We start from the raw sequence: 12210 nt of genomic DNA, 5'->3' as shown, positions 1-12210 counted from the left end.
TTCTCCTGAAAAGACGAGTCTTTACTTGTGGACCGGCATAGTGAAGGCGCTTTCGTCAAGATTCGTCACTGGCCATTTGCTGGTCACGGTTTTACGGCGAGTATAAAAATCTATACTTTCCTTACCGTGCATATTAGTATCCCCGAATGAAGAACGCTTCCACCCGCCAAAGGGATGGCTGGCAATAGGTACCGGGATTGGAATGTTAATGCCTACCATACCCACTTGGACTCGCCGACTAAACTCTCGGGCGGTGTAACCATCCCGCGTAAAAATAGCGGTACCATTACCATACTGGTGACTATTTACTAAAGCCAACGCTTCTTCAAAATCAGAGGTGCGTAATACCACCAGCACAGGCCCAAAGATTTCGTTTTGATAAACTGACATTGACTCCGTCACTTGATCAAAGAGCGAAGGACCAACGAAGTAACCTTCTGGATAGTCTCTATGCTTAAAATTACGACCATCAACAACAAGCCGCGCACCTTCAGCAACCCCTTTATCGATAGCATCCAGTACTCGTTGCTTATGGGCGCTACTAATTAAAGGCCCCATATCGGTGCTAGGAACTTCGCCATTATCAATGCGGATGGCTTGAATGAGTGGTATTAATTTATCCAATAATTTTTCGGCGGTATTTTCACCAACCGCAATAATGGCAGAGATAGCCATACACCGTTCACCGGCTGAGCCATATCCTGCACCGACAATAGCATTCGCCGCTTGATCCAAATCTGCATCAGGCATCACAATACAATGATTTTTTGCACCACCAAACGTGTGGGCCCGTTTACCGTGCGCCGTTGCCTTCGTATAGATAGCTTCTGCAACGGGGGTTGAAGCGACTGCCGTAAATGCTTGGATATCAGGATGTGTCAGTAAATAATCAACTACCGCCTTATCGCCATGGATGCAATTGGCAACCCCATCTGGTAACCCAGCCTCTGTTAAAAATTCCAATAGGCGGACTGGTGCCGAAGGGTCTTGCTCAGAAGGTTTTAAAATAAAGGTATTGCCACAGGCAATGGCGGGAATCATCATCCAGACAGGCACCATTATAGGAAAGTTAAAGGGGGACACGCCCGCACATACACCCAAAGGCTGTCGCAACGTGAAGCAGTCAATATGGTTGGATACATCCGCGGAAAAGTCACCTTGTAATTGGGCTACCAAACCACAGTGAAACTCCACGACTTCTATAGCGCGCGCTACAGATCCTTTGGCATCCTCCAGCGTTTTTCCATGTTCGCGCGTAACGATACGTGCCAAATCAAGTTGATGTTTCTCAAGAAGCTCCCTAAATTTGAATAAGATTCGAGCTCTTTTTAAAGGGGTAGTTTCTGCCCAGGCAGGCCAAGCGGCTTTTGCAGCCGCAACTGCCTTATCACAGGTTTCTTTATCCGCAAAATAAACCTGGCCTATGGCTTCTCCTAGCGCAGGATTATAGAGCGTTTGCGAATTGGTAGAGGTAACAGTCCATGGCTTACCTCCAAAGTAATGAGGGACGGTATAACTCATCTTGAAAACTCCTTTTAAGATGTGATTTAGTCAGCATAAGTGCTTAGTAATACCTGATAATAACGTTTATCTCCACCAACATGGGAACTACGTGTTTCAACGATTTCAATCCTGGCAGGTTCACCGGCCTTGGTTAAGGCATTTGCAATCGCTTCACTTATACCAATATTAGAAGAGCCAGTATAATCCCCTGTTTTTATTTTCATGTTTTATCCTTAAATAAAGAAACTCAGTGTAGCATGAACAGCATTGAATATCTTACTTAAAATAATCTAGAAGAAATTGTTAACTACAAGGATTTATTTAATAATAAAACAATCAATGCAGGCAAGGAAAAAAGGAACATGGGAAAAAAAACAATATTGCGCCTGGCCGAAGGCACTAAATTTTCTGGATTTGAGAATGAATTAAAGGAAGAAACTGCGCACCTTCAGAAAAAACCAAAGCTCCCTTCACTATTAGAAGAAAATCTAAAGAAAATTATTGGCGACTTCGAAGTAGAGTACTACCCGAAAGTTCCTGATTTAAAATGCAGTTACCAACGGCGTATCGATAGCTTACACCAATCATTTTTATACATTTTAGACACAATTCCTGCTTTTACGACAAAAAGGCGCGCATTAGAAGACTATCTCTTGTGGTGTAAATCCTTGTGCCTATTGCCCGAAGGGGAACCCATTGATAAATATCAGGAAATCCTTGCGAAATATACTGGCCTGCTAGTCAATGCCCTTACCGATTATTATCCCTATGCAGTTGGTTCACGTGATAAAATAAAATTAGCCACTGAGCTTTTAAACAAGGCAGAACAATATGTCATTATGAAAGAAGGCCGAGCGAGTATAGCAACACTCATTCCTTTAAAAATTAATGATAAAACAGAATATGTATTACGTTGGGAAAGGCCATTAGCTCCATATCTGCCGGAAACCTTTCAAGAATTTAATGCGATAAAACAGGAACGCTTAATTACCACACCCGTCTGGTTTCGTGAATTACCTTACCTAATGCAAATTTATTTGCATTCTTGTATTCCACAATATGTTGTCATTGAATCCAATGAAGAAACACTTTCCAAACTTAAGTTTGCTTTAAACCAATTTATGCTTAAATGGGCTGAAATTAAAAACTATCGAAGTTTGACCAATGATTTAGAGGCTATCCGGGGTAACAAATTTCCCACTTGGTTTACAGGTTTACCTCGCCATGATCAACAATTACTTAAACTGTTTTTTGATTCTAAACTCAACATACAAGAGATTGATTCTCAACTTAAGGAATTTAGCGATAAAATTCAAAGCTGGACGGTAGAAGCAACTAAAGCACCAGCAAAGAATAGTCATTTTAATGCACAAGAGCTGGAAGTATTAAAAAAACTTCCCTATTGGTTTGTCGTGCTAGAAGAATATGAACAACAGTTTCTTAAAAAAGCATTAGACAGCCACGAGCTTTTGGAAGATGCGATTTCCTTTGTACCCAGTCGTCAACGTCGCATCCCTTTAACGGCAAACCTCTGCGAAAGTAACTGCTTAACCCTTACAGAGAAAGGGGAGGTTGTTAAACGATATCCTTCCCGAACGCGCTCAAGTCATTTGGCTTCTCGTGATGTAATTAAGCTCCCTCCACAAGTTAAAAAACTTCATGCATCGCGCAATTTAGCGAGAATTATTAGCACTGCTGAAGCGAAGCAACCTATCTTAATCCAAACATTGATTAGTCCTGTTAAATTGCTTGATGGTCTAATACCCGACTACTATTTGGATCAAGAGCGCCAAGAAACGATAAGCCATTTTCAGAAAGAAACCAATCGTATTATTTTGTCAACTAATCATCCTCTTAACATGGCAAAATACCTTTACTATACCCAAGCCAATGATCCTGCTTGTATGGCTATATATAACATGGTCCAGATTATTCTTTTGGTTAATAAAGTACAGGAACTGGATCTTTCCTGGGATTTAAAAAAAATCGAGCAAATAATAGCCCAAGCTTTTACTGAAGTTGAATATAAACACGAAAACAAAGAAACCTCCTATTTTTCGTTAGAAATGGATGCTAAAAGTGAGCTTGTTAGAAAAAATATGGTCGCTTTGTTCAGCGAAAATTATCCATTGCTTAAATCATTTCCTGGCTGGCAACAGTTGCTTAGCCAACATTTGCACTTAAGAAAGGTTTATACAGAAAAAGAAGAACTGGACAGTTACCTGGCTAATTTACTGGATTTACAGATGCTTGCGGAGGAATATCATGCTGTATTAAATTCTTCTTATGGTACTGCGACTGTCTTTGATTATCATGGAAGAGAACTTTTTTTAGCCTCCATCGAAAATCTTATATTTATGAAAGCAGAAGGCAAAGCAACAAGTACTTGTGTCAGCGGCAAAGATCGTGAAGAAATAGAAACAGAAGATATATTTGCGAAGGAACTGTATCGAGATCAAAAAGGACGATGGTCAAGTCTGAAAGATGAAGGTCATGAGCGAGCAGATTTTGTAGAATTTGTAGCAACATTAGTCGTTTCAGGGCATGGTGATAAGCTTGCAGGGCAAAATGCACCCGGCTCGGATGGAATTAAAACACCTGAAAAATATTGGCCAGCAGATATAGCCGAAGCTATTCGCAAAAAAGCAGGTGAGCACGCTCTTCGCAACAGTGATATTTTAGCCACGAATAATGAAGTCGGACGTATTGGAGATTTACCGAGATTAGTAAAGCCTAGGTTTGCAGAGTGTATGCTGGCAAGTTTGAAATTATCATCAGAACTACGACAAGCCATTCTCAATGAGCTTGCAATATTATGTGGTGAGCAAAAATTTCTAAGCAATAGAACCTGGAAGCTTCCTTTTATTTCATCACCAGCACCTAAAGGATTCGAAAAAATCAAACCTATCTTAGGTTGTCCTGGCAATGATGACGCAGCCCATGCCTATAAGCTTGCCCAAATTATTTTTGAAATTAAACAACGGCCTCGAGAGAGCTGGACTCGAGCCCCGGCAATTCAGAAACTTTATCAAGCCTTGCTTGATTTATGCGAAGAGGAGTCTCAAGAAAAAGCTCAACATACTATCAGTCTGTTAGTAAAAACCAAGTTCATGGCATTTAACGAGAATTCTGTGTACTCGCAGTAATAAGGACACCATAGTGAGTGATTTTTGGCTTTTTACGCTGGTAGGTTTTGGAGCCCAAATAGTTGATGGCGGTTTGGGAATGGGATATGGCCTTATTAGCATGACTGTATTACTTACTCTAGGCATTGCCCCACCTTTGGCAAGTGCCAGTGTACATGCGGCAGAAATTGTTACCACAGGTATTTCAGGTCTGTCCCATATGATGTTCAAGAATATTAATCCGACGCTGTTTCGCCGCCTGGCCATCCCAGGCATGTTTGGGGGGATTGTCGGTGCACAAGTTTTAAGTTTTGCTCCTATCAACATTATCAAACCTCTTATAATGGGTTATCTTTTGATAATGGGAATTTATGTGCTTTATAAATCATTTCAAAGAACGGAATTATCAGAAAAGATTTATGATTATTTAGTTCATACTTTACTAAAAAGAGAAAAGCCAGCGCAAAAAATGCCTCGTTTAATCACGCTTGGTTTTATAGGCGGATTTTTGGATGCAGCAGGCGGCGGTGGATGGGGATCTATTGTTAATTCCACACTCCTGGCTCAAGGCGAGCCACCGCGTTATACCATTGGCTCGGTTAATTTAGCTGAATTTTTAGTCACTATGAGTATAACTGCTGCCTTTTTTGTTACTATCAAAATTACTGAATGGCAAGCCCTTCTTGGATTAATCACAGGAGGGGCTATTGCTGCTCCTATCTCAGCTTACATGGTGCGTATTTTACCTGCCAACTTGCTCATGATTCTTGTTGGTAGCTTAATTATTGCTCTTAGCCTACGCTCTTTTTGGCTTTTTTTTCATTAAAAAATCTGCTTTTCGTATTTTTAATTTCCAATTGCTCAATAAAAGATATTTATATATAGTGATTATTTTTGGCAGTAATTATTACGTTGTAGTAAGCAAGGAAGTGCTTTATGCCATTTGAAACCAATGAGAATGATCTTTACATTAATGACCCTCCACCACCCTACGAAGAGTCTACATCTACTAGTTTAGAATCGCTCTACGAACAAGAAAACACTTGTCTTAAGCAGGAAAATGAGCTGTTAAAAAAAGAACTTACATTATTAAAACAAAATAACCTACAGCTAAAACAAGGGAACAACGTATTAGAAGAACACTCACAATTATTAAATTACCAGCTTGAATTAATCAAAAAAACCAAGGTACAGTCAGAAGATAATTATTTAATGCTGCAAAGCAACCATGCTTTGTTGCAGCGAGAAAATAGTAATTTACTGAATTGGCTAGCCATCATTATCGAACGGGAAGAAGAGCGGGAAGCGCAATCACTTCTCTATCTACAAACAGTAGAAAGTTGTGAATTCACTTTAAACGAATCACCGGAAATCGATACGTTGCGTCTTAAGATGCAAGAATTGGAAACTACCCTGCACTCACAGAAAGGGGAGTTATCCGCTGAAATCGAAAAACAGATTGAGGAAAAGTCACAGCTTATTCAGGAAAATATTCTCGAGCTGTTTAACCAGCTGATGCACGGAGATGTCTATACTCAATTAGTCAGTGATCTTGAAGTTAAATTAAGTGCAATTATTCACCAGGAGCAAGAGAGTTTTTTTAATGAAATTTCTGGGAAATTGACTGTCCCTCATGAATTAACTCAGCAATACCTGGATGATAAAACCAAAAAGTTAATCACGCTTAAACAAATCCGCGAAGACGAAAAAAGCAATCTATTTTATAACACCAGTTATATTGCACTGTGGGCAAAAATTATTGGTGTTATTTCAATTTTTAGTCAATTGGTGGAAAAGAAAGCGGGAGCAGGAAAAAAAATGGTGGGGCTTTCTTCCTCCTTGATTGGCGGTTTACTTGGTAGTGTCCCTATTGTTGGTGCTTTGTTGGATACAGTTGCCTCCTTTACTTTAAATGAATTAGGCGAAGGCGTGCTTGATTATTTTGAAGATAAGCGGATGCAAAATATTCTAGCAATTTTGCAAAATCCGGATCATGCAAAAAAAATGGCTGAATTATTTGCCCGATCGTTGACGCTTCGTTATCAAAACGAAATTCAATGCTGGGATTCTAAAACGATTAAACATGCAGCAACGATGTACAGTAACCAAGTTTATGAACTCTCTACCAATGGCAAAGTCAAAGACTGCAAGGTTTATTCCCTGGATGAAAAAGTTGAACTATTTCTTAGTTCGCTTAAAACACTCAGTGAAAGGGAAATTATTTATGATAGTAACCAAGAGGAAACCGCTGCCCCCGCTATAGCAATGTCTAGTCCAAAAACCAAGTTGTATTCCAGTAAGAAATCCATTAAAACCAAGGTGCAAGAGCAAACCCAAACATTACGAAAAAAAGTAAGCCAGACAGAACTCTTGTCAACCCATGCTTCAGTGCATCTAAAAAGTGTCCAGCGTCAAAATTCTGATTTGCAGCAAGAAACGTTGAGGAATCGAGAGGAGATTATCAGTCTAAAGGCCGAAGTTAACTCGCTTAAAACCGAAGCTAAGCGACGAGACGAAGAAATTAATGATTTGAAATCACTAATTAGTGGCTTGCAAGAGATTTTTGCAAACTGGATTGTTCCTCCTCCTGAGCCCTCTTCTGGGTCTGAAGGAACCCCCAAAGGACGTCCAAGATCACAAAAATTAGGTTCTTTCCTTAATTTTTTTGATAAAGATAAGGTTTCAACTTCCAAGCTTTCCAGATCGGATTCAGTCTTCTACCCCACTAAATATTAGGCGTTTGATTGTTAAGCGATGGCTAGAATCATGAAGTGGTAAGAATGGGGGCGTCATTTAACTCAAAGCGATGCTGGTGTGTTGGGTCGAAAACGACCCAACTACTGCCTTCACAAGGATGACAGCAAAAATTACTTTTAATTTACCTTTATAACCCTTACTCCAAAAGGTGCTCTAAACCATAATAAAGTGACTCTAAATTTTTAACTTTTTGGCAGGCTAAAATTATTCCTGGCATAAAGGAAATCCTGTCGATACTGTCATGCATGATAGTTAAGGTTTCACCCGTAGTACCAAAAATCACCTGTTGGCGAGCAACTACTCCTGGAAGACGTAAGGAGTGGATTTTCACACCTTCATGCGTTCCGCCGCGAGCCCCTGTAACTAATTCATGTCCCTTTATCGCTTGGGGATTGTGCGTGCGAGCCCTGGCTATCATTTCTGCTGTTTTCATTGCCGTGCCTGAGGGCGCATCAAATTTTTGTTGATGATGTGTTTCAACAATTTCTACATCCGGGAGCAATTTCGCCGCATCGGCGACAAATCGCATCATTAAAACAGCAGAAATTGAAAAATTGGGAACAATAATACCGCCTAATTGTTTATTGTCACAATGCTCTTTTAATGTATGGATTTGCTCCATGGTTAAACCACTTGTTCCAATAACAGGATGTGCACCACCTTCAATAATCGCAAGACTATTTTCATATACACAATCAGCACGGGTTAAATCGACCACAATGTCTGCTTTAAGAGTAATGATGGAATCACGAAGATTATCATGACGAGTCAATCCACCAACCAGTTCAAAATCAGGGTGATTTTTTATTGTTTCGCACGCAAGTATCCCCATTTTACCTTGGGCACCATTAACAATTACACGAATAGCCATACTAGCTCCATAACTTAAATATTTTTTATTCTGACTTTTTCTTTTCTTCCTTTGAAGCTTCGGCATTCTCCTGCAAGATACGGATTGCCCAAAAAGAAGCGGGGATCCAGCCTATAATGGTCGCTTGCATCACTAAAGCCACGATTGCACCACCTGGATTATCATCGAGTAACAGAACAAGCCAGGGGAAAAAAATAGCAAGAAATGTCCAGAAGAGTCGACTAATCATTGCCAATGACCTACCTATTTAGTAATAAAAGATAATAATATTTATTATTTACAGTATATCCTTCTTTTTTTAATTTAAAACAGTCTTACTTTTAAAACAAAGCAAGCTTTTGCTCCCAAAGCCGTACGTCATGTCGAACGTAGAGAGACATCCCCTGATACAAAGGAGATTCCTCACTACGGGATGACGGTCGTCTTTTTTGATGTTTGCCACAGTGTTGTTGGGATACTCAGGACAAATTTTTATGTGGTCATGCGAAACAACTGACACTAAGTTTAGGCACATCTAGGAATTAAGTGGTTTATAAAAAGTTGCACTTGCAAATAGGCATTAAACGCTGTACATTGTATGCGCATTTCAAAAGAACCTGTTTTCTTAATATATGGCAAGATACAACTCGTATAATCATTTTACCTATAGCTTAAAACAGTGTCGTCTTCACGCCCACTTTGAATTTTTAGAAAAAAGGTAACAGCATGAGAAGGCAAGAACTTCATCCACGCACAGTAATAATTAATAAGACACAAAAAAATCAATCTAAAAAAAACCGTAATGACGCATTATCATGGCTTGCTACCACTTTTCCGCAAGCGTTTGATAATACACTGCGTATTCGTCCATTAAAAATAGGGATTATGGATGACATTTTAGCTTTAGCTGATAAAGCGGCAGCGTGCGGAATTTCCAAAAGCAAATTACGTGAAGCAGTCGTTATTTTCACCCGACGGATAGATTATTTAACCTGCCTTAAAGCACGCGAAATGCGTGTTGATTTGCAAGGTAACCCTGTTAGTATGGTTACTGAAGAAGAGGCGGAAAAAGCCGCTGCAAAAATTAAAAAACGGGTCGAAAAAAGTGTACGCAATTCGCGAAAACAATTTTCTTCTATCAAGCCAACTACATACTCAAATGCAAGACCTTCCGTGCAATCACAAGAGACGAATTTGCCCTATTTTCCCGAACGTGCACCTGCTTTCAGCGCACAAAATCCAGTTACTCCACCCCCTAGGGCTGCTGTTGTGGTAAAACATAAACCATCAAGGCAGTTTGATCCAGATGCCGTTGCCAGGTTAAAAGAAAAATTAGGGTTATCGCGTAAAGCACAACAAGAGACTACCGACTAAGAGGACTAAGAGCCTATTTTAGGCTCTTACAATTTCCATACAATTGGTACCCCCTGGCTTACCTATTGTGTGCCCGCGAGTGAGTAAAACAAAGGCATTCTTTTCAAGAAAACCTTGTTGTATCAGATAGTTGAGGACTTGCTCATTAACGGTGTTGTCTTCTAAACAATGATAATCCATATAAATGGGAAAGACATTATTAACCAAACTTAACTTGCCGACTGTTCGAGCGTTGGCTGTTACCGCATAAATCGGCACAATACTTTGTTGACGAGACATCCAAATGGCTGTTGCTCCAGATTCAGTCAGTGCCACAATGGCCTTAATCGGGAAATGGTTGGCTGCATGCATCGTGGCCATAGCAATAGCTTGATCGGCACGTTGATAATGACAGCTTTCATTGTCCACATTATAAAAAAACCCAGCATGCTTTTCCGCACTTCGACAAATACTATCCACCATTTTAATGACTTTAACCGGAAATTTGCCGGTTGCAGTTTCCGCGGATAACATCACTGCATCAGTACCTTCCAAAATGGCATTCGCTACATCCGATACTTCGGCTCGGGTAGGTTGTGGTTGATAAATCATTGATTCCATCATCTGGGTCGCGGTAATGACAACTTTATCCAGGCGTCGGCTTTGCTCAATAATTTTTTTCTGAATAGCAGGGACTTCAGCTGGACCAATCTCCACTCCCAAATCGCCACGGGCAACCATCACTGCATCCGTTGCATTAATAATTTCTATCAGGTGATGCAATGCTTCCGTACGTTCTATTTTGGCAATGATAGGAATAGCTTTCCCATTCAGTAAATCTCTAGCTTCCTTAATATCTTGTGCGTCTTTTACAAAAGAAAGCGTTAGATAATCCACCTCCAGATCAATCGCCGTTTGCAGATCTTTTTTATCTTTTTCAGTCAATGCCCTGGCAGCGAGCCCACCACCCTTGCGGTTCAAACCCTTATTATTACGCAGCACTCCACCTTCAACCACCACACAGTGAATATAGGGCGGCTCTATGCTATCTACTTTCAGTTCAATTAACCCATCATCCAATAACAGATGATCACCAACGGCTAATTCGTAGCATAAGTTCGTGTAAGCTACAGAAACGGAATGCTCATCGCCTAACTCCTGGCTCGAACAATTCAAGGTAAAATGTTGATCATTTAATAAGGTTATTTGATTATCTTTGAATCGGCCAATGCGAAGCTTAGGACCTTGCAAATCAGCCATAATCGCTAAAGGATGGTTAAGTTCATGGGCTATTGTCCTGGCTTTTTCCACAATTTGAAAAATGCTGCTGTCAACGTGCGAGAAATTAATGCGTAATACGTCTACGCCTGCAGCGAGCATCGCTTGTAGTGTTGACGCCTCGCTACAAGCAGGACCCAAAGTTGCAACAATTTTAGTTCGACGAAGCATTGGCACGCTCTTCCAAGATAGCTACAGCAGGTAATTTTTTCCCTTCAAGAAACTCCAAAAAGGCCCCGCCACCAGTGGATATATAAGAAATTTGCTGCGTTAAATCATATTGATCAATAGCAGCCAAAGTATCCCCTCCACCAGCGATAGAAAAGGCATCGCTGTCGGCAATGGCAATGGCCAATGCCCGTGTGCCATAAGCAAATTGAGGAAATTCAAAAACGCCTACTGGTCCGTTCCAAATGATGGTTTTTGCTTCCTCAATGATATCTACATAACGCCCTACGGTATCAGGCCCTATGTCCAGAATCATGTCATCACTGGCCACGCTGTTTAACGATTTGTTAAACGCAGGACAGCTATCACTGAAAGACTTGCCGACAACTACATCCATAGGCAAAGGAATTTCACAACCCTTTTCTGCTGCCAATGCTAAAATAGTGCGCGCCTCTTCAATTAAGTCTTCTTCATAAAGGGACACACCAATCTCATAACCTTGCGCTTTAAGAAAAGTATTGGCAATACCTCCTCCAGGGATTAAATAATCAACCATCGTCACTAATTGTTTTAGGAGGGTGAGCTTACTTGATACTTTAGCCCCGCCAACAATGGCAACAATCGGTTTTTCGGGTTCTTTCAGCACATGCTCCAAGGCTTCCAGTTCACTTACTAAAAGTGGACCTGCTACTGCAATTGGCGCATATTTTGCCACGCCATGGGTTGAAGCTTGTGCACGGTGGGCGGTGCCAAAGGCATCCATCACAAAAATATCACAAAGGCGAGCCAATTTTTTGGCCAAAACATCATCATTTGCCTTTTCGCCCACGTTAAAACGTACATTTTCACAAATGACGAGTTCGCCTGGATTTACCTCTAGGCCATCTAAGTAATCGGTAACGAAGCGGACGGGATAATCCAGACTGGCAGCCATATAATCCGCAACCGGTTGCAGGGAAAAACGCTTTTCTACTTTGCCCTCTTCTGGCCGTCCTAAATGAGACAAAACCATGACGGCAGCATTTTCATCCAAAGCGGCCTGCAAAGTAGGCAAAGCCGCTCGCAAGCGCTGATCACTGGTAATGAGGCCATCTTTAATAGGAACATTTAAATCCTCGCGAATCAGTAAGCGTTTGCCACTCAAGCTGGTTTCGCACATTTTAAGCAGATTCATTC

At 40.7% G+C, this 12210-nt stretch carries 10 protein-coding genes; 4 read left to right on the top strand and 6 right to left on the bottom strand.

All coding sequences use genetic code 11. The annotated features are described in order from the left end of the window. Positions 1-21 precede the first annotated feature (21 nt). Both Ljam_RS10645 and Ljam_RS10640 read right to left on the bottom strand, forming a co-directional pair. Positions 22-1521 carry a CoA-acylating methylmalonate-semialdehyde dehydrogenase gene (locus Ljam_RS10645; protein WP_058450004.1) on the bottom strand — a complete coding sequence of 500 codons (1500 nt, stop codon included), beginning with the start codon at positions 1519-1521 and terminating at the stop codon, positions 22-24. A gap of 26 nt (positions 1522-1547) precedes the next feature. Then, a complete protein-coding gene (locus tag Ljam_RS10640) occupies positions 1548-1727 on the bottom strand; it encodes a hypothetical protein (protein ID WP_058450003.1) in 180 nt (59 codons plus the stop codon). Between the two features lie 138 nt (positions 1728-1865). On the opposite strand from Ljam_RS10640, the gene sidP reads away from it, so the two are divergent. The 3 genes from sidP to Ljam_RS10625 all read left to right on the top strand — a co-directional run bounded on the left by sidP (position 1866) and on the right by Ljam_RS10625 (position 7364). After that, positions 1866-4649: a Dot/Icm T4SS effector PI-3-phosphatase SidP gene (gene sidP, locus Ljam_RS10635; RefSeq protein ID WP_058450002.1), complete on the top strand. Its 2784-nt coding sequence runs from the start codon at positions 1866-1868 to the stop codon at positions 4647-4649. Positions 4650-4662: 13 nt separating this feature from the next. Further along, entirely contained in the window at positions 4663-5454 is a 792-nt protein-coding gene (locus tag Ljam_RS10630) for a sulfite exporter TauE/SafE family protein (RefSeq protein WP_058450001.1), read from the top strand. Positions 5455-5564: 110 nt separating this feature from the next. After that, positions 5565-7364, top strand: a complete 1800-nt coding sequence (locus tag Ljam_RS10625) for a hypothetical protein (RefSeq protein WP_058450000.1) — start codon at positions 5565-5567, stop codon at positions 7362-7364. A gap of 157 nt (positions 7365-7521) precedes the next feature. On the opposite strand, the gene dapB is transcribed toward Ljam_RS10625, so the two are convergent. After that, positions 7522-8256 carry a 4-hydroxy-tetrahydrodipicolinate reductase gene (gene dapB / locus Ljam_RS10620; RefSeq protein WP_058449999.1) on the bottom strand — a complete coding sequence of 245 codons (735 nt, stop codon included), beginning with the start codon at positions 8254-8256 and terminating at the stop codon, positions 7522-7524. 25 nt (positions 8257-8281) lie between these two features. Beyond that, complete coding sequence (locus Ljam_RS10615) at positions 8282-8485, bottom strand: hypothetical protein (protein WP_058449998.1); 204 nt, start codon at positions 8483-8485, stop codon at positions 8282-8284. A gap of 476 nt (positions 8486-8961) precedes the next feature. Between Ljam_RS10615 and Ljam_RS10610 the strand changes: the two genes are divergently transcribed. Then, positions 8962-9609: a ProQ/FinO family protein gene (locus tag Ljam_RS10610; RefSeq protein WP_058449997.1), complete on the top strand. Its 648-nt coding sequence runs from the start codon at positions 8962-8964 to the stop codon at positions 9607-9609. Positions 9610-9627: 18 nt separating this feature from the next. Here Ljam_RS10610 and pyk read toward each other — a convergent pair whose 3' ends face one another. Together pyk and Ljam_RS10600 are read right to left on the bottom strand one after the other, a co-directional pair. Continuing rightward, on the bottom strand, positions 9628-11037 hold the full coding sequence (gene pyk / locus Ljam_RS10605; protein WP_058449996.1) for a pyruvate kinase: 1410 nt from the start codon (positions 11035-11037) through the stop codon (positions 9628-9630). Further along, positions 11021-12208: a phosphoglycerate kinase gene (locus tag Ljam_RS10600; RefSeq protein WP_058449995.1), complete on the bottom strand. Its 1188-nt coding sequence runs from the start codon at positions 12206-12208 to the stop codon at positions 11021-11023. Before Ljam_RS10600 ends, pyk begins: the two co-directional genes overlap by 17 nt. Between the last annotated feature and the right edge of the window lie 2 nt (positions 12209-12210).

Source organism: Legionella jamestowniensis (assembly GCF_001467745.1).
Taxonomy (GTDB): domain Bacteria; phylum Pseudomonadota; class Gammaproteobacteria; order Legionellales; family Legionellaceae; genus Tatlockia; species Tatlockia jamestowniensis.
Note: the sequence above shows the minus strand (reverse complement) of the source record. Positions and strands in the feature narration are given on the sequence as shown.

Coding starts and splice junctions, on each gene's coding strand:
- sidP (WP_058450002.1), top strand. CDS start 1,866: ATGGGAAAAAAAACAATATTGCGCCTGGCCGAAGGCACTAAATTTTCT.
- pyk (WP_058449996.1), bottom strand. CDS start 11,037: ATGCTTCGTCGAACTAAAATTGTTGCAACTTTGGGTCCTGCTTGTAGC.
- Ljam_RS10600 (WP_058449995.1), bottom strand. CDS start 12,208: ATGAATCTGCTTAAAATGTGCGAAACCAGCTTGAGTGGCAAACGCTTA.
- dapB (WP_058449999.1), bottom strand. CDS start 8,256: ATGGCTATTCGTGTAATTGTTAATGGTGCCCAAGGTAAAATGGGGATA.
- Ljam_RS10615 (WP_058449998.1), bottom strand. CDS start 8,485: ATGATTAGTCGACTCTTCTGGACATTTCTTGCTATTTTTTTCCCCTGG.
- Ljam_RS10610 (WP_058449997.1), top strand. CDS start 8,962: ATGAGAAGGCAAGAACTTCATCCACGCACAGTAATAATTAATAAGACA.
- Ljam_RS10625 (WP_058450000.1), top strand. CDS start 5,565: ATGCCATTTGAAACCAATGAGAATGATCTTTACATTAATGACCCTCCA.
- Ljam_RS10640 (WP_058450003.1), bottom strand. CDS start 1,727: ATGAAAATAAAAACAGGGGATTATACTGGCTCTTCTAATATTGGTATA.
- Ljam_RS10645 (WP_058450004.1), bottom strand. CDS start 1,521: ATGAGTTATACCGTCCCTCATTACTTTGGAGGTAAGCCATGGACTGTT.